Here is a 15,750-nt window from a genome sequence, read left to right on the forward strand (position 1 = left end):
ACCGGCCGGGCATGACGGAGGCGGGTGGCGGATCTCCTCGATCCACCACCCGCCTCCGTCATGCTGCCGCGTCGTTCAGCTCAGTGCGCTTGAACCGACGTCGACGACGAACTCGGTGCCGCCCTTCAGCGCCGAACCTGCCCGGTCTCCTCAGGCGGTGGCGACGATCGGCACGCCCTCGCTCGGCTGCACGACGACGAACCCGGGCCCGTGGAATGCCAGCTGGAACGACTCGCCCGAGCCGCGGCCGATGAGCGAGCCCATCTTGAAGTCGTTCTTGATGGTCGGCTGCAGGTTCTGCGACCAGCAGATCGCCGCCTGCGGGTCGACGAAGGTGGGCTGCACGGAGCAGTCGAGGACCATGGGCGGGCCGTCGCTCGAGACGGCGACGGTGCCGTGCCCGCCGACCTCGAGGTTGAAGAGGCCGCCCGTCATCATGCCCGCGTTCGCGAGCATCTTGATGTCCCACTGCAGGTTCGCGTCGAACGCGAGGAGGTTGGACGTGTTGATGGTGATGCCCTCGCCCTCGAGCGTGAGCGTAAAGACGTCCGCGCCCTGGCGGGCGAAGAAGACCTCACCCTGGCCGCCGACGCGCATGAGCGAGCCGCCCTCGCCCGAGACCATCTTCTTCATGAACTTGCCGAGGCCGCCGGAGCCCTCGTGCTTGAAGTCGAACTGGCCCTGGTAGGCGACCATGGCGCCCTTGGCCGCGAGGACCTCTGGGCCGAAGCCGACGCGCAGCATCTTCTTCGACTGCAGCACCCAACGCTCGGTGCTCTGGCTCTCCCGGTTCGCTTCCGCGAATAGCTCGCTGCGCATGCTCATTCTCCTTGTCGTCTGCTTCACTGAAGCACGATGCCTGCAATCGCGGGGCTGAGGGCCTCGCTGTTCGGAATCATATTGCCGTTCGCTTGCGGGGCGCATGGGGAGTGCTCCCCATGCGCCCCGGGTTTCGCTCAGGCTCGTGCGGTACCGCCGAGCCGCGGAATCCTGCGGGTGGCCGCTCTAGCTCAGCGCGATCTCGTTCGGCACGCCGGGGAGCGTCTCCGAGGTGGTGATCTCCTCGGTCTCGAGGTCGACCGCGTGGATGCTGCTCGTCGCCGGGTCGGTGACGTACGCGACGCCGTCCTGCACCTTCAGTGCGGGGTGAGCGTCCTGCCACTCGGCCGGACCCTCCCACGCGTCGATGACCGGGATCGAGGTGATGAGCGAGCCGTCCGCCTCAGAGAAGAGGTGCAGCGACCCATCGGAGCCGAGGATGATCGCCTCGTTGTCAGAGCCGCGACCCAGGTCGCGGAAGGTGTAGCCGACACCCTCGGGGAGCTCGTGCACGGAGATGGTGCCGGTCGCCGTGTCAACGAGGCTGAAGGCCTGGAGGAGGTAGCCCTCGGCGTCCGGATCCGACTTGTAGTCACCGAGCGCGATGGCCGAATCCTCGGTCGTGAACATGTTGCCGATTCGACCGAAGTCGTCCGGCGACGAGAGCTTGGTGATCTCCCCGTCCGCGTAGGCGAGCGCGCCGTTCTCGCACCCCACGATGACGACCTCGTCCTTCACGGTTCCCTCGCCGTGCACGCCGGGGCACTCGGTCGAGCGGGCGAGCTCGTTGCCGTCGGCGTCGGTCGCGACGATGCCGGTGCGGTCGCTGAGCGTCGTGACGAACGTGCCGTCGGAGAGCTCGATCGAGACGCCGTGGTGCGCGGCGTCGCTCGCGACCGTCGTCGTCTCCGGCAGCGTCGTGTTGTCGGCGAGGAGCGCATCCGTGTCGAAGATGACGGAGTCGCCCGTGCCGTCGAAGAAGAGCACGGTCTTGCCGGCGTGCGGCACGGCGTGGCCGGCCTTGGAACCCTCGAACGTGAGGCCGGTCAGGGCCGGCTGCTGGGTGTCGAGCACCTGGAATCCGGTCTCGGTCGTCACCAGCACGTTCTGGCCGTCGCCGACGGGGTTGACGCGCGTGAATCCCTCGATGGGCACGTCGCCGACCACCTCGAGGGTCGCGGCGTCGAGAACGACGAGTCCGCCGTCGTAGGTGAGTGTGACCGTCTCGGATGCAGGTGCGGAGGCGGACCCGGGGGTTGCCGCCGCTTCACCGGGGGCGGCCGGGGTGGTCTGCGCGCAGCCGGTCAGGGCGAGGATGCCGAGGGCGGTGACGGCGATGGCGCCGCGCGTCTTCAATGGTGATGCGATGGTCATGGAGACCTTTCTGTGTGCGGACTTGCTTCTGGGATGGGGGATCGTGGTCGGGGCCGGTCGGAGCATCAGGGCGCGAGGCCTGAGGTGATGCGCTCCGTGTTGGCGCGCATCATCTCGAGGTAGCTCTCGGCACCGCCGCCCGCCGGGGTGAGCGATTCCGTGAACAGCGGCTCGACGCGCACGTCGATGCCAGCCTCGTTCGCGAGGGCGCGGGCGAGGTCGTCCGGGCTCGATGCGTCGGCGAAGATCGTGGAGACGCCGGCGGTCGTGATGTCCGCGCTGAGCTCGGCGAAGTCGGCGGCGCTCGGCGCGGCCAGCGTCGTCCCACCGGGGATGACGGTGCCCACGATGGTGAAGCCGAACCGGTCTGCCAGGTAGCCGAAGACGTGGTGGTTGGTGACGAGGCTCTTCGACGCGCTCGGGATGGTGTCGAACTGGGCCTGCATCCACGTGTCGAGCTCGTCGAGCTGACCGGAATAGTCGGCGACCGAGGCATCGAGCGCCGCCTGGTCGAGGCCGTCGACGTCCGTCGAGAGCTGGCGGCTCAGGGCGTCGACGACCGCCGACATCCTGGCCGGGTCGGTCCAGAAGTGAGGGTCGTCCATGCCTTCCGCGTCCCCTTCCGTGTAGGCGAGTGGCTCGAAGGCGTCGCTCGCGACGAAGTGGGGGATGCCCGCCGCGTCGACCTGCGTGAGGTGCTGCGCGACTCCCTCCTCCAGGCCGAGCCCGTTGGAGACGACGAGGTCGGCGTTCTCGATGGAGGCGGCCTCCTGCGCGGAGAGGCTGAAGGAGTGCGGGTCGGCGCCGGGTCTCATGAGGGTCGTGACGGTGGCCTGGTCGCCGACGAGCTCGGTGACGACGTCGCCGAGGATGTTCGTGGTCACGACGATCTCGGGTCGGTCGTCGGTTCCCGTCGCGCTGCAGGACGCGAGACTCGCCGTGATGGTCACGGCGGCGAACGCGGCGGCGATCGTCCGGAGGGTCGGGGGCTGGGTGCGGCTGGTCATGGTCAGTTCCCCGTCTCGAAGGCGAAGGCCGGAGGGGAGGAGAGGTCGAGGGTGCGGGCGATGCGGGCGCTGTCCTTGTAGTCGATCTCGTGCAGGTCGGTGGAGGCTGGAGTGCTCAGGTAGGCGCGGCTCGTGTCGACGGAGAGGTGGACGCTCGCGGCGGAGTCCGGGGTGCCGATGAGCCCGGCCTGCGTGCCGGTCACCTCACCGGTCTCCCCGTCGATGACCAGCAGCGTGCCTTGGCGGTCGACAGCGACGATGCGGCTGCTGTCGTCGGCGACTGCCACGGCGGTGAGGATCGGGTCCGCAGTGGGGATGAAGCTCAGCTCCTGCGTTCTGGACGAGGCGAGCCAGATGCCTGCGTCTCCGGCCGGGCCTGCGACGGCGGGCCGGTGCGGGCGGTTCTCGAGCGAGCTCGCCGGGCCGACGGGTGCAGCGCCCTGGTCTGTCGTGCTGCTGACCGCCGGATAGGCGACCTTGGTGAGGGCGGGGGCCGCGGACTCGGCGCCTGCCTCCGCGGCAGCTGCGAACACGAGGCCGTCGGAGCACGCGAAGGTCGCACCGAGGCTCGTCTGCTGGACGTCGCCCAGTCCCGGGCATTCGACGTCGACGCCCAGGTCCTGACCGTCGAGCGAATAGGCGCCCAGCGTCGGCGTTCCGCCTGGCGACTCGACGCTGCTGGCGACGACCGCATCGCCGACCGGGGCTGCGGCCGCACCGTGGGCGGTGGACTCGACTCGGGCGAGCTCGACCACCTCGCCCTGTCCGAGTGCGTGACGATCGAGGATGACGGTGGTCCCGGAGTCCTCGAAGCTGAGGGCTGCGACGGCCTCGTCCGAGGAGACGCGGGCGGGTCCCGCCTCCGCGAGCTCCCCGGTGATGCCCGGAGCTGTGCGGTAGTAGTGCACGTGGTCGCCGTGCGGCACCGTCCACACACCCGTGTCGATCACCTGCGTGGTGCCGTCGCCGTCAGCTCCGGACCCCGTGAAGACGAATCGCCCATCGCTCGCCGCCCAGGCGGGGTTGGCGACGGAGTCGAGCGTCGAGCTCTCGCCAGTCAGGAGGTTGAGCACGTTCACGGAGCCGTCCGCTCCGATGCTCGCGATGCTCGACTGGGCTTCCGTGAGCTCCTCGGCGCCGGCGACGAAGCCGTGCGGCTGCTCCTCGGGCGCAGCGCTTCCGGCGGGCGCCGCATCCTCGGGAACGGGGGAGGCGCACCCGGCGAGGGTGAGCATCCCGACCGCCGCCAGGGTGGCGACGAGGGGGTGTCGACGAACGGATGCGGGGGAGAGGCGGAGGGTTAGGCGTGTGCGGGGCAAGACGTGACGCTTTCTGCTGGAGCGGTGGATGCGGAGGAGGTGCGGGCGCGCGCGCCGCGGAGCCGGGCCGGACGCACGAGCGCGGCGACGGCGACGGACAGCACGGCGGTGAGCGCGATGGCGGGGCCGGCGGCGATCGCGAGGTGCCAGGAGGCGTAGAGGCCGACCACCACAGCGGCGACGCCGATGGCGCTGCCGAGCGCCATGATGCCGACGACGCTCTTGCGTGTGAGGGATGCGGCGGCAGGCGGAGCCAACAGGAGCGCCGTCACGAGCAGGGTGCCGATGGCCTGATACGACGCGATGACGGCGAGCGCGACGAGCGCGATGAGGGCGAGGCTCGCGCGCTCGGGGCGCAGGCCGAGGGTGAAGGCCTTGCGCTCGTCGAAGGCGAGTGCCGTGAACCCGCGGTGGAAGAAGGCGAGTCCGGCGACCGCGAGCACGAGGGATGCGCCGATGAGCCAGAGCTCTGCCGGTCCGATGGCCAGCACGTCGCCGAACAGCATGGCCGTGACGTCGACCGCGAAGCTCCCCGATCTCGAGACGATCGCGATGCCGAGCGCGAGCATCCCGACGAAGAGGATGCCGATGGCGGTGTCGTTCGAGAGGCGGGTGCGCTTCGTCAGGGTGCGCACGCCCACAGCCATGACGGCGGCAGAGGCTGCGGCTCCGGCGACGGGCGGGAAGCCGAGGAGCACAGAGAGTGCGACGCCGGGCAGGATGCCGTGGGCCAGCGCCTCGCCGAGGAAGGCCATGCCGCGCAGCACGACCCAGGTGCCGACGCAGGCGCACAGGACGGCGGCGAGGGAGCCGCCGATGAGGGCTCTGGCGAAGAAGCTCGCTTCGAGGGGATCGGTGAGGAAGGGCACGAGGAAGGACCGTAGCATAATGAAAACGCTTCTCATTACCGATAGGGTTCGAGCATGGCCGCCCTCACCACACTCGCGAACGCAACTGTCCGCTACGACTCCCACGAGGCGCTCGCGGGCGTCTCGCTCGAGATCGCCCGCGCCGCGATCACGGTCGTCGTCGGGCACAACGGCTCAGGCAAGAGCACGCTGCTCGGCGTGCTCGCCGGGACCACGCCGCTCACCTCCGGGTCACTCGAATGGCACGACTTCGACGCATCCCCTGGGCGGATCGCCTTCGTGCCGCAGCACGCCCGACTCCCAGAGGCCTTCCCGATGACCGTCGGGGCCGCGGTCGCGATGGGCAGGTGGGCCGAGCGAGCACGAACCGGCATCCGCCTGAGCCGTCGAGCACACGCGGATGGGCGCCGGAGCTCCGACGCCCAGCACGTGCGCGAAGCCATCGAGCAACTCGGCCTCGGCCCTCTGCGCGGACGGCTCCTCGGCGAGCTCTCCGGCGGCCAACGGCAGCGCACGCTCATCGCGCAGGGCATCGCGCAGGACACCGAGCTGCTCCTCCTCGACGAGCCGACGGCAGGCGTCGACGCCGAATCGAACGAGCGCATCGCAACCTGCCTCGCCGCACTCGCGGCACGCGGCAGGACGATCGTCGTCGCGAGTCACGACGCCCACGAGATCTCGGCGGCAGACGCCGTCATCACCCTCAGGGACGGTCGGAGGATGGACGAAGAGCCCACGCCGTCGGTGGGCCTGCGACGCGCGCTTCGTCACTAGGATGACGGCAACCCCTCGCTCTCCGGACGAGGGGCGTCGACGCCGCGCGCGGCGCATCCCCCGCTGAAGGAGTCCGCAGTGAGCCAATCCACCCCCATCGTGCGTTTCAACCTCAACCCGACGCTCCTGAGCCCGAAGCAGGTGACGACGCTGCGCTGGATCTTCGGCATCGGCGGCGCAGTCGCACTCATCCTCGGCATCGTCGCGTTGGCTTTCCCCGAGAAGGCGCTCACCGCCATCGCGTGGGTCTTCGGCATCTTCTTCGTGTTCACCGGCGTGTTGCGCCTCGTGCGCGCCATCGTCTCCAAGGGGCTCCCCACCGGGTGGCGCGTCTTCAACGCGGTGGTCGGCCTGCTGCTGATCGCCGGTGGAATCGTCGCGCTCGTGCAGCCCGCGGCGCTCATCGACGCGCTCGGCATCCTCATCGCCATCACCTGGATCATCGAGGGCATCGCATCGCTCGCGGATGCGTCCCCCGACCAGTCGCGCTGGTTCGCCATCATCTCGGGCGCGCTCAGCATCGTCGCAGGTCTGCTGATCCTGCTGTGGCCGGCTGGGATCGTCGTCGTGATGCTCTGGATCGTCGCGTTCATCCTGATCATCGGCGGCATCACGCAGCTCGTGATGGCATTCCGGTTCGGCAAGACGGCCCGGAAGGCGTGACGATCATGGCGATCAAGAGCTCGGATATCCGCCTCGCCGACGAGGCACCCACCTCGCGGCTTCGGACCGTCAAGCGCGTGCTCCTCGGCGGCTTCCTCGTCTTCGCGGGGGTCACGCACCTGACCGTCGCACGGGATGAGTTCAAGGCACAGGTGCCGAAGTCGGTGACCAGGTACGCGCCCCTGACGACCGACCAGGTGGTGCTCGCATCCGGAGTCGCCGAGATCGCGCTTGGCCTGTCGCTGCTCTTCGCCCGTCGAGCCCAGCGGCCGACCGTCGGCTGGGTGGCCGCGGCGTTCTTCGCGGCCGTGTTCCCCGGCAACCTCGCGCAGTTCGTGCACCGCCGGGACGCGTTCGGGCTCGACACCGACAAGAAGCGCTTCCTTCGCCTCTTCTTCCAGCCCGTGCTCATCGCCTGGTCGCTGTACGCGACCGGAGCCTGGCGCCGCCGCGTCAGGTAGGAGGGCGGGCTCGCCCGAGCCGCCGCCAGTCTCGGCCCGGGCGCCAGCAGACTCGGGATGGGTTTCTCGCTTCCGGATGGTTTGTTTCCCATCCCGAAGCGAGAAACCCATCCAGAGACGCGCGCGAGGTGGGTGGAGACGCGGCGGCACCCGCGGCGGAGCTAGTGGGGCGCGGGCGCGTCCTGCTCGATGCGGTCGAGGTGCGCCGCGGCGTGGCGGTGCCCCACCGACTCGTAGCCGATCACGACGACGACGGGTGCGAGCATCCCGACGAGCAGGCTGACCGAGATGCTGGCGCCGTTGGCGGCCATGACGACACTGGCAGCGAGCACGGCGACGGATGCGAGCGCGAGCAGCGCGTGGAACGCGTCGATCGTGCGCAGCAGGTACGAGTAGAGCGTGAACACCGTCAGTAGGAAGATCAGCACGGGGATCGCGACGGCGAGCACCGCCGTGACGTCGCTCACGTGGTAGTGCTCGTCGAACGTGTACGCCACGATGTGGAGACCAGCTCCGGTCGCGGCGATCGACGCGAAGATGAAGAAGTGGCCGTAGCCCCACGGGAACGAGCGCTCGCGGTGGACGTGCAGCACCTCGGCCGCTGGCACCATGAAGTACACCCACCACATGCCGAAGATGAGCACCATGCCGACGACGACGAGCACGATCGCGTCGAAGCTCCAGCCGTACTCGGTCGTGACGGTCGTGACGGCGGCGATCGTGCCGAAGACCCCTTCTCCGAGCGCGATGATCGCGAGCAGCGAGTAGCGTTCGGCGATGTGGTGTGCGTGCCAGGGCGTTGCCGTGCCGTTCTTGGCGCCGCGGCTTTCGGCCACGAGAGGGCCAGCGATCTCGACGAGGAGCGCGACGAGTCCGCCCAGCAGTGCGAAGACGAGCGTGAGCGGGAGGATCGCGATGACGATCCAGAGGATCTGCGCGACGGAGACGAAGACCGCGTACGTCATGGCCGTCGTCCGGTACCGCGAGCCGCTCCGGGCCGCGCGGAGCCACTGGCAGACGAGCGCGACGCGCATGACCACGTAGCCTGCGATCATGACGCGGTTGTCGAGCACCTCACCGTGGTCGATGGACTCGAACATGGCCGGGAGGCCGAGGGCGAGGATGACCACGCCCGCCATCTGCACCATCGTCAGCAGCCGGAAGAGCCAGTCGTCGGTGTCGAAGGCCGAGGCGAACCAGGAGAAGTTGATCCACGCCCACACCAGCGAGAACATCGCGAAGCCGAAGCCGATGATCGCGGGCACCGTGTGGCCCTCCGCGATGCCGTGGGCGAAGAGATTCCCGGCGGTGGCGAACGACGCGGCGAACGCGAGGTCGTAGAGCAGCTCGAGCGGCGTCGCGGCGCGTCCCTGCTCGTGATTGTCGCGGCCGAGCATCCGCTGGAGGCCGTGGTTCAGCCGCCGCGGGGCAGGCTTGAGCGTTTCTGAGGTCATGAAGTCGTCCGATCTGACGAAGTGAGCGAGCTCCGGAGGTCTCGCAGACCGACGCTGATGTTCCCCCACCGGCTCCGAAGCCTGTACATGTTACGTCGTCCTCCGCGTTCCCGCGCGTCGTCTCCGTGTGAGCACATGTGCAGATGCGACACTGCGGGGGTGGATGCACACCTCCGACCATGGGTGTCCGACGATGCCCCTGCCCTTGCGAACGCGATGCGGACGTCGCCGGACCTCGCAGCGCAATTCCCGGGAGGGGTGCCTTCGACGGAACTCGACTTTGTCTCGTACATGGCACAGCACCTCGTCTCCGGCACGGCGAAGCACGACCTGGCGATCATCGTCGACGGCATCGCCGTCGGCAACGTGGGGCTCAGCAACATCGAGCACGTGCACCAGACGGGCTGGGCCTACTACTGGCTTGCGAAGGGGGCGCGGGGGAGGGGCCTCGCCACGCGGGGCCTCGCGACGATCGCCGACCTGGCGTTCACGGAACTCGGCCTCTTCCGCCTCGAGCTCGGGCACCGGACGGGCAATGCAGCCTCGTGCCGCGTCGCGAGCCGCGCTGGCTTCCGGCCGGAGGGCATCGAACGACAGAAGCTGCGCTACGGGAAGCAGCGCTTCGACGTGGAGACGCACGCGCGCCTGACGCTCGACCCGGTGCCGGACATCGAGCTCATCCCGCGCACGGCCTCCTTGGCCGGACCTCGGCAGCCGGATCTGACGCGCCCGGATCTCGGCACCGCCTGACCGAGCGCGAGCGATGCGGGACCGGTGTCCCGGTCGGGTGCCGTCGAGTTCATGCGGGGTAACGCAATTGCACGGGGCCCCGCCGGTGGTGGCAGTTTGGTATCTGATCTCCCCCGAACTCCACTGCTGAGGACCCCCACGTGCGCATCTCCCCGACGGTTCCCGAGTCGATCGCCTCGCTGACGGCAGCCAAGCCCGAGGTCATCGAGCAGACGCTCGCCGCCTACTCGGCGCTCTACGAGGCACCCCAGGCGCTCGAAGCCACGCTTCTGCACGGGTTCGCCCGCACGGTGGCCCGCTGGCAGGGCAACGCCCAGCTCGCGGAGTGGCACCTCGCGCAGGGCGCGGACGCACGCCTCGTCGGCGACGAGCTGCCCGCCGACCCGAAGCTCCGTGCGCTTGTCGAGCACGTCGACCTCATCACGGTGTCGCCGGCGCTCGCGACCCACGAGGACCAGCACGTGCTGCCGCTCACCGGCATCACCCCTGACGAGATCGTGCTCCTGAGCCAGCTCGTCGCGTTCGAGAGCTACCTCGCGCGCATGCTCGACAGCGACGCGCTCCTCGCAGGCCGGTCGCCGGAGCGGGTGGATGCGCCTGCGCGCTCGACGGTCGCGGCCGGCCGCTCGAAGGACCTGAGCGGACGCACGATCTCCGGCCTGCAGAAGCCGACCGCGTACACCCAAGAGCAGCTCGAGTGGTCGCCGTGGATCGCCGCTCCCGCGGAGGACGAGCTCACTCCCGAGCAGGTCGATTCCTTCGCCGCGAAGGCCACCACCAACAGCGTCTACTTCAGGCTCCTGTCCCGCGTGCCCGCCGTGCTGAAGGCACGGAGCGCGATCGACAACGCCGTCTTCCTGAGCAAGGACGGACTGCCGCGTGCCGAGCGCGAGCTCGCGGCGGCGGTCGCCAGCAAGGTCAACGACTGCATCTACTGCGCGTCCGTGCATTCGCGGAAGGCGACGTTCCAGTCGAAGCGTCACGACGACGTCCAGCGGGTCATCGATGCGAGCCTGCCGAGGGACGCGAACTGGCAGCCGACCTCGCTCGAGGCGCTGAGTGCGGGGCAGGATGCGCGCTGGTCCGCCATCATCCGCTTCGCGGCGAGCCTCTCGACGCTGCGCCCGAGTGCGACGCCCAGCCAGATCGAGGAACTCCGCGATCTCGGCCTCGACGACGCCGAGCTGTTCGACCTCGTCGGGTCGACCGCGTTCTTCGCGTGGGCAAACCGCCTCATGCTCAGCCTCGGCGAGCCCAACTGGCCCGCGTCCGCCGCGTCCGCCAGCTGAGCATCCCGACCCTCTTCCTCGCACCTTCTTCTGCACCCCCAGCCACCGAGAGGTTCCCCTATGCCCATCGCACGTCGACTTCCCGCCGCCATCGCGGCCCTCGTCGCCAGCACGCTGCTGCTCACCGGCTGCGGCACCGTCACCCCCGAGGGCGGGGCCGACGCCGAGACGATCACCGTCATCGACGACCAGGACCGCGAGGTCACCATCGACGGACCCGTCGAGCGCGCGGTCGTGCTCAACAGCTACGGCAACGAGTTCGTGCGTGCGATCGGCGCGGGCGACACGGTCGTCGGCGTCGACCGCGCCTCCATCAACCGCCTCCCGTACCTGCCGGTCGACGAGGCAGACGTCATCGCCGAGGGCCTCGACCAGATCAACTACGAGGCGGTCGCCGAACTCGACCCCGACGTCGTCATCATGCCCCGCAACGCCGTCTGGCGTGAGGCTGCAGAGCAGCTCGAGTCGTTCGACATCCCCGTCGTCGTCGCGACCGCGTGGGACTACGCGGTCTTCGACGAGACCGTGAGCCTCCTCGGACAGGTCTTCCAGAAGGAAGAGGGCGCGCAGGCGGTCACCGACTTCTCGAGCGAGATCCTCGACGTCGTCGCGGAGCGCACCGAGGGCGTCGAGCCCGTGCCCGTGTACTGGGAGACGGTCGACCCGTACCTGACGGTGCTCCCCGGCTCCGGCTTCCACGCGATCATCGAGGCGGCCGGCGGCACCAACGTGTTCGAGAACGCCGCGGGCGGCGGTGACGAGCAGGAGGAGATCACGGTCGACCCCGCCGAGGTCGTCACCCGCAACCCCGCCGTCATCGTGCACGAGTTCGAACCAAGCGCCACGCCGACAGGCCAGGAGCGCTTCGACTCGCTCGGCGCGGAGATCACGGCCCGCCCGGGCTGGTCGAACGTCGACGCCATCAAGAACGGCGAGGTGTACCTCGCGAACGGATGGGCGACCAGCGCCGTCGCGAAGTCCATCGGCGCCCTCTACCTGGCGAAGTGGCTGCACCCGGAGGAGTTCTCCGACGTCAACCCTGACGAGTTCCTCGAGCGCTGGGTCGTCGACTTCCAGGACACCGACTTCCCCGGTGCAAGCGAGTACATCCAGCAGTACCAGGCGGGCGCGTAGTGACGGTCGCGACACCAGAGGCCGGCACGGGCTCGGCCGGCGAGCAGAACGCGGTCGCGTCGAGCGAGCGCAAGCGCGCCAACGTCAAACGGCTCGCGATCGTCGGCGGCCTGATCGTGAGCGCGCTCGCGATCATCGCCGCCGTCACGATCGGCACGGCGGGCGTCACGTTCGGGGACGTCTGGGCCGCGGTCATGCTGTCGATCTTCGGCGGCACGCTCGAGAACGACTTCGCCCAGAAGTTCTCGATCGTGACGGAGCTGCGCCTGCCGCGTGTGCTGCTGGCCTTCGCCGCCGGCGCGGGACTCTCGCTGTCCGGCGTGCTCATGCAGGGGCTGCTGCGCAACCCGCTGGTCAGCCCCTTCACCCTCGGCGTCTCGCCCGCGGCCGCGTTCGGCGCAGCCCTCGCGATCACCATCGCGGGCGGCACGACCCTCCCGTCGTGGGCGATCATCGCGAGCGCGCTGGTCGTCTCCCTCGCCGTGTCTGCGCTTGTCCTCGGCCTGGCCTCCGCCAAGGGCATGGCGATCGCCACACTGCTGCTGCTCGGAATCGCCATCACGCAGCTCTTCGAGGCGCTCACCGCCGCCCTGCAGTTCACGGCCAACGAGAACACGCTGCAGGCGATCGTGCGATGGACCTTCGGCTCGGTGAACGACGCGACCTGGGGGGACGTGCAGACGGTCGGGATCCTCGTGCTCGCGACGATCCCGTTCGTGCTGTGGTTCGCGAAGGACCTCAACGCCGTCGCCTTCGCCGGCGACGACGCCGCGAAGAGCCTCGGCGTGAACGTGCAGGCGCTTCGCGTGGGGCTCATCATCGTGGCGGTTGTCCTCGCCGCGGTCATCGTGAGCTTCTGCGGCGTCATCGGGTTCGTGGGCCTCGTCGGGCCGCACATCGCGCGCCTCATCATCGGCGCGGACCACCGCTACCTCATCCCGTTCTCGGTGGTCACCGGCGGCCTCCTGCTGCTCGTCGCCGACACGGTCGGACGCACGATCCTCGCCCCGGCCGTCATCCCCGTCGGCATCGTCGTCGCCTTCATCGGCGCGCCCATCTTCATCCAGCTCATCCTCACGAGGAAGACGGCCCTCAAATGAGCCTGACGATCGACGGCATCGAGTTCGCCTACGGCAAGCACAAGGTGCTGAAGGGCGTGAGCCTCGAGGTGCAGGACGGCACGTTCTGCGCGCTCCTCGGCCCCAACGGCTCCGGCAAGTCGACGCTCACGAAGGTCATCGCCCGCGTGCACAAGCCAAGCGAGGGCACCGTGACGTTCGACGGCACGGATGTGCTGAGCCTCGGCAGACGCGAGCACGCCCGGACCGTGGCCTACGTGCCGCAGTCCGGCGAAGCGCCGTTCGACCTGACCGTGCGGGAGGCGGTGCTCCTCGGCCGCACCCCGCACTACGGGATGGCGCCCGGTGCCGAGGACTGGCGCCACGTGCAGGACGCCATCACGCTGCTCAACCTCGACGAGCTCGTCGACCGCAACATGTCGGAGCTGTCCGGCGGGCAGGCGCAGCGTGTGCTCGTGGCCAGGGCGCTCGCGCAGGACCCGAAGGTGCTGCTGCTCGACGAGCCGACCAGCGCCCTCGACCTGCGCTACCAGATCGAGACGCTGCAGATCGTGCGCCGCATCACCCGCACGAAGGGCATCACGGCGCTCATCGCCATCCACGACCTGAACCACGCCGGCCGCTTCTGCGACCAGATCGTCATGCTCGACCAGGGCACGATCATCAAGAGCGGCACGCCAGCCGAGGCGCTGCAGGAGGACACGCTCAAGCAGGTCTACGGGCTGCGCGTGACGGTCGAGGAGCGGGAAGGCTTCGTCGAGGTGCGCCCCGTCGTCGAGGACGACCTGGAGTACCGCATCTGATGTTCGACGCCGTCATCGTCGGGGGAGGGCCGCGCGCCGTCGCCACGGCGCTCCGGGTGGCGGCTCGCCGGCCCGCGACGCGCATCCGCATCGCCATCGTCGACGCGATCGACGTCGGCGCCGGGGCGACCTGGCGCATCGACCAGCCGGCCGAGTTCCTCAACAACACGACGTCCGGTTCGACGACCATCCACGCCGACGAGTCGACCAGGATGTCCGGGCCGGTCGTGCCCGGCCCAGACCTCGTCCACTGGGCGGAGGCGATCGTGCAGCGCGGTGCGCACCCCACCCCGTGGGTTCTCGAGGAGGCCCGGGCCGTCCGGCCCGGAAGCTTCCCTTCGAGACGCCTGCAGGGCATCTACTTCCGCGAGCAGCTGGACGCCGCCGAAGCGAGTGGGCACGTCAGCGTCACTCGCATCGACGGGACGGCCGTGGATGTGCGAGGCGACGGGGCCGCAACGCGCACCGTGGTCCTCTCCGACGGCACCGAGCTGACGGCGTCGGTCGTGGTGCTCGCCCAGGGCATGGTGCAGGCGCTGCCGAGCGAGGAGACGGAGCGATTCGAGCGAGCCGCTCGCGAGCGGGGCCTCGTCTACATCGCACCGGGAATGCCAGCCGAGCAGGACTGGTCGGCCGTCCCCGAGAGCGAGCACGTCATCGTCCGCGGCCTCGGCGCGAACTTCTTCGATGTCGTCGCCGTGCTCACGGCGGGCCGCGGCGGCAGGTTCGAGCCCATCGCGGGCGACACGAGGGGCCGCCTGCGGTACCTGCCCTCCGGCCGGGAGCCGATCCTGCACGCCGGCTCGCGCCGCGGCGTGCCGTATCGCGCGAAGGCCGACGGTTGGGCGGAGGCGACGCCCTTCTCCGCCCGCATAGCTGACCGCGCCTGGTTCGACGCGCTCGCCACGGCAGAACCCGCGTCGCTCGACTTCCGCCGAGACGTGTGGCCCGGGATCGCCCGAGAGCTCGCCGTCGCGTACCTGACGGCACTCGCCGGGTGGGCCCCGGAAGCGATGCTGGTGCCGTTGCAAGCCGCACTCGAGGAACTCGACCGTGCGCAGGACGTCGCCGCTCTCGACGAGGTGCTCACCGCATCCATCGACCAGGACCTGGACGATGGAGCGCACGCCTTCACGATCGACTCCCTCCGCCGGCCCACGCGAGGCGAGCAGATCACGCCAGAGCAGTGGGCGCGGCAGGTCGCGCAGCTCGTCGAAGCGGAGCTCGGCTCGATGTCGACGCCGGACACGCACCCGCGCGCCGCCGTCAACCGCGCGATGGGCGCACTCCGGGGCCAGGCCGGACGCCTCTCCGCCGCCGGCGTCCTCGAAGGGCGATCCGCGGTCCTGGACTTCGAGGGGTGGTTCAACGCCGACGGCCTGTTCCTCGCATCCGGCCCGCCCTCAGGGCGCACCCGCGAGGTCCTCTCGCTCATCGACGCTGGGATCCTCCACCTCACCGGGCCCGAGACCGAGGTCTCCCTCGACGAGGCGGCAGGCGAGTTCGTCGCCCGATCGGCGATCACCGGCGCCGTCGTCAAGGCACGCGCGCTCATCGAGCCCCGCATGTCCAAGGGCAAGGTGCCCGCCACGAACGACCCGCTGCTCCGAGCACTGCTCGACTCAGGCCGCGCCCGCGTGCACACGCGGCGCTCGCGGGACGGTGTCGACGTGGAGACGGACAGCATGGAGGCGACCGGGGCAGTACTGGACGATCGCGCGCCAGGCCTCAACCTCGTGCGCGGCGACGGCTCCGTGGACGAGCGTGTCGTCGTGCTCGGGATACCGGCGCTCAGCACGCAGCCTGGCAGCGCGATCGGGGCGACCCCGGGCAAGCCGTCGCCGCTGCTTGCGGGTGCGGATGTCGCGGCCAGGCAGATCATCGCGGCCGCGCGGTCGAAGCCGCAGGATGAGGATGCGGGACAGCTGCGGGCCTGAGAGGCCGAGCGCGGCGCG

At 69.9% G+C, this 15,750-nt stretch carries 15 protein-coding genes; 9 read left to right on the forward strand and 6 right to left on the reverse strand.

Annotation, left to right across the window (positions count from 1 at the left end; genetic code table 11):
- Nucleotides 1-150: 150 nt before the first annotated feature.
- From HDC34_RS06875 to aztB, 5 genes are all read right to left on the reverse strand, one after another.
- Nucleotides 151-819: an AIM24 family protein gene (locus HDC34_RS06875; RefSeq protein ID WP_104312463.1), complete on the reverse strand. Its 669-nt coding sequence runs from the start codon at nt 817-819 to the stop codon at nt 151-153.
- Nucleotides 820-1,005: 186 nt separating this feature from the next.
- Entirely contained in the window at nt 1,006-2,193 is a 1,188-nt protein-coding gene (locus tag HDC34_RS06880; protein ID WP_179556334.1) for a hypothetical protein, read from the reverse strand.
- Between the two features lie 65 nt (nt 2,194-2,258).
- Nucleotides 2,259-3,200 (reverse strand): zinc ABC transporter substrate-binding protein AztC, encoded by a 942-nt coding sequence (gene aztC, locus HDC34_RS06885; RefSeq protein ID WP_179556335.1) that lies wholly within the window; start codon nt 3,198-3,200, stop codon nt 2,259-2,261.
- Between the two features lie 2 nt (nt 3,201-3,202).
- The gene (locus tag HDC34_RS06890; RefSeq protein WP_179556336.1) at nt 3,203-4,519 is read right to left on the reverse strand and encodes a hypothetical protein; all 1,317 of its coding nucleotides are present in this window, start codon (nt 4,517-4,519) and stop codon (nt 3,203-3,205) included.
- Nucleotides 4,501-5,388, reverse strand: a complete 888-nt coding sequence (aztB, locus tag HDC34_RS06895) for a zinc ABC transporter permease AztB (RefSeq protein ID WP_308807281.1) — start codon at nt 5,386-5,388, stop codon at nt 4,501-4,503. Before aztB ends, HDC34_RS06890 begins: the two co-directional genes overlap by 19 nt.
- 54 nt (nt 5,389-5,442) lie before the next feature.
- On the opposite strand from aztB, the gene HDC34_RS06900 reads away from it, so the two are divergent.
- The 3 genes from HDC34_RS06900 to HDC34_RS06910 all read left to right on the forward strand — a co-directional run bounded on the left by HDC34_RS06900 (nt 5,443) and on the right by HDC34_RS06910 (nt 7,286).
- A complete protein-coding gene (locus HDC34_RS06900; protein ID WP_179556338.1) occupies nt 5,443-6,162 on the forward strand; it encodes a metal ABC transporter ATP-binding protein in 720 nt (239 codons plus the stop codon).
- Between the two features lie 78 nt (nt 6,163-6,240).
- Nucleotides 6,241-6,825 carry an HdeD family acid-resistance protein gene (locus HDC34_RS06905; protein ID WP_179556339.1) on the forward strand — a complete coding sequence of 195 codons (585 nt, stop codon included), beginning with the start codon at nt 6,241-6,243 and terminating at the stop codon, nt 6,823-6,825.
- Nucleotides 6,826-6,830: 5 nt separating this feature from the next.
- Nucleotides 6,831-7,286: a hypothetical protein gene (locus tag HDC34_RS06910; RefSeq protein ID WP_179556340.1), complete on the forward strand. Its 456-nt coding sequence runs from the start codon at nt 6,831-6,833 to the stop codon at nt 7,284-7,286.
- A gap of 161 nt (nt 7,287-7,447) precedes the next feature.
- On the opposite strand, the gene HDC34_RS06915 is transcribed toward HDC34_RS06910, so the two are convergent.
- Nucleotides 7,448-8,740, reverse strand: coding sequence for a low temperature requirement protein A (locus tag HDC34_RS06915; RefSeq protein WP_218854913.1), 1,293 nt, complete (start codon nt 8,738-8,740; stop codon nt 7,448-7,450).
- Between the two features lie 135 nt (nt 8,741-8,875).
- On the opposite strand from HDC34_RS06915, the gene HDC34_RS06920 reads away from it, so the two are divergent.
- The 6 genes from HDC34_RS06920 (at nt 8,876) to HDC34_RS06945 (ending at nt 15,732) form a co-directional block, all read left to right on the forward strand.
- Entirely contained in the window at nt 8,876-9,490 is a 615-nt protein-coding gene (locus HDC34_RS06920) for a GNAT family N-acetyltransferase (RefSeq protein WP_218854914.1), read from the forward strand.
- Between the two features lie 140 nt (nt 9,491-9,630).
- Nucleotides 9,631-10,779, forward strand: a complete 1,149-nt coding sequence (locus tag HDC34_RS06925) for a peroxidase-related enzyme (protein ID WP_179556342.1) — start codon at nt 9,631-9,633, stop codon at nt 10,777-10,779.
- Between the two features lie 60 nt (nt 10,780-10,839).
- On the forward strand, nt 10,840-11,913 hold the full coding sequence (locus HDC34_RS06930; protein WP_104312453.1) for an ABC transporter substrate-binding protein: 1,074 nt from the start codon (nt 10,840-10,842) through the stop codon (nt 11,911-11,913).
- A complete protein-coding gene (locus tag HDC34_RS06935; protein WP_104312452.1) occupies nt 11,913-13,013 on the forward strand; it encodes an iron ABC transporter permease in 1,101 nt (366 codons plus the stop codon). The genes HDC34_RS06930 and HDC34_RS06935 overlap by 1 nt, the downstream gene beginning before the upstream one ends.
- Nucleotides 13,010-13,795 carry an ABC transporter ATP-binding protein gene (locus tag HDC34_RS06940; protein WP_104253794.1) on the forward strand — a complete coding sequence of 262 codons (786 nt, stop codon included), beginning with the start codon at nt 13,010-13,012 and terminating at the stop codon, nt 13,793-13,795. Before HDC34_RS06935 ends, HDC34_RS06940 begins: the two co-directional genes overlap by 4 nt.
- Nucleotides 13,795-15,732 (forward strand): FAD/NAD(P)-binding protein, encoded by a 1,938-nt coding sequence (locus HDC34_RS06945; RefSeq protein ID WP_179556343.1) that lies wholly within the window; start codon nt 13,795-13,797, stop codon nt 15,730-15,732. The genes HDC34_RS06940 and HDC34_RS06945 overlap by 1 nt, the downstream gene beginning before the upstream one ends.
- Nucleotides 15,733-15,750: the final 18 nt, after the last annotated feature.

This window comes from Pseudoclavibacter sp. JAI123 (genome assembly GCF_013409665.1).
Taxonomy (GTDB): Bacteria; Actinomycetota; Actinomycetes; order Actinomycetales; family Microbacteriaceae; genus Pseudoclavibacter.

Bases quoted from the DNA above. Each gene is read 5' to 3' on its own strand.
- HDC34_RS06945 (WP_179556343.1), top strand. From the start codon at position 13,795: ATGTTCGACGCCGTCATCGTCGGGGGAGGGCCGCGCGCCGTCGCCACG.
- HDC34_RS06880 (WP_179556334.1), bottom strand. From the start codon at position 2,193: ATGACCATCGCATCACCATTGAAGACGCGCGGCGCCATCGCCGTCACC.
- HDC34_RS06930 (WP_104312453.1), top strand. From the start codon at position 10,840: ATGCCCATCGCACGTCGACTTCCCGCCGCCATCGCGGCCCTCGTCGCC.
- aztC (WP_179556335.1), bottom strand. From the start codon at position 3,200: ATGACCAGCCGCACCCAGCCCCCGACCCTCCGGACGATCGCCGCCGCG.
- HDC34_RS06915 (WP_218854913.1), bottom strand. From the start codon at position 8,740: ATGACCTCAGAAACGCTCAAGCCTGCCCCGCGGCGGCTGAACCACGGC.
- HDC34_RS06920 (WP_218854914.1), top strand. From the start codon at position 8,876: ATGTGCAGATGCGACACTGCGGGGGTGGATGCACACCTCCGACCATGG.
- HDC34_RS06875 (WP_104312463.1), bottom strand. From the start codon at position 819: ATGCGCAGCGAGCTATTCGCGGAAGCGAACCGGGAGAGCCAGAGCACC.
- HDC34_RS06940 (WP_104253794.1), top strand. From the start codon at position 13,010: ATGAGCCTGACGATCGACGGCATCGAGTTCGCCTACGGCAAGCACAAG.
- HDC34_RS06900 (WP_179556338.1), top strand. From the start codon at position 5,443: ATGGCCGCCCTCACCACACTCGCGAACGCAACTGTCCGCTACGACTCC.
- HDC34_RS06910 (WP_179556340.1), top strand. From the start codon at position 6,831: ATGGCGATCAAGAGCTCGGATATCCGCCTCGCCGACGAGGCACCCACC.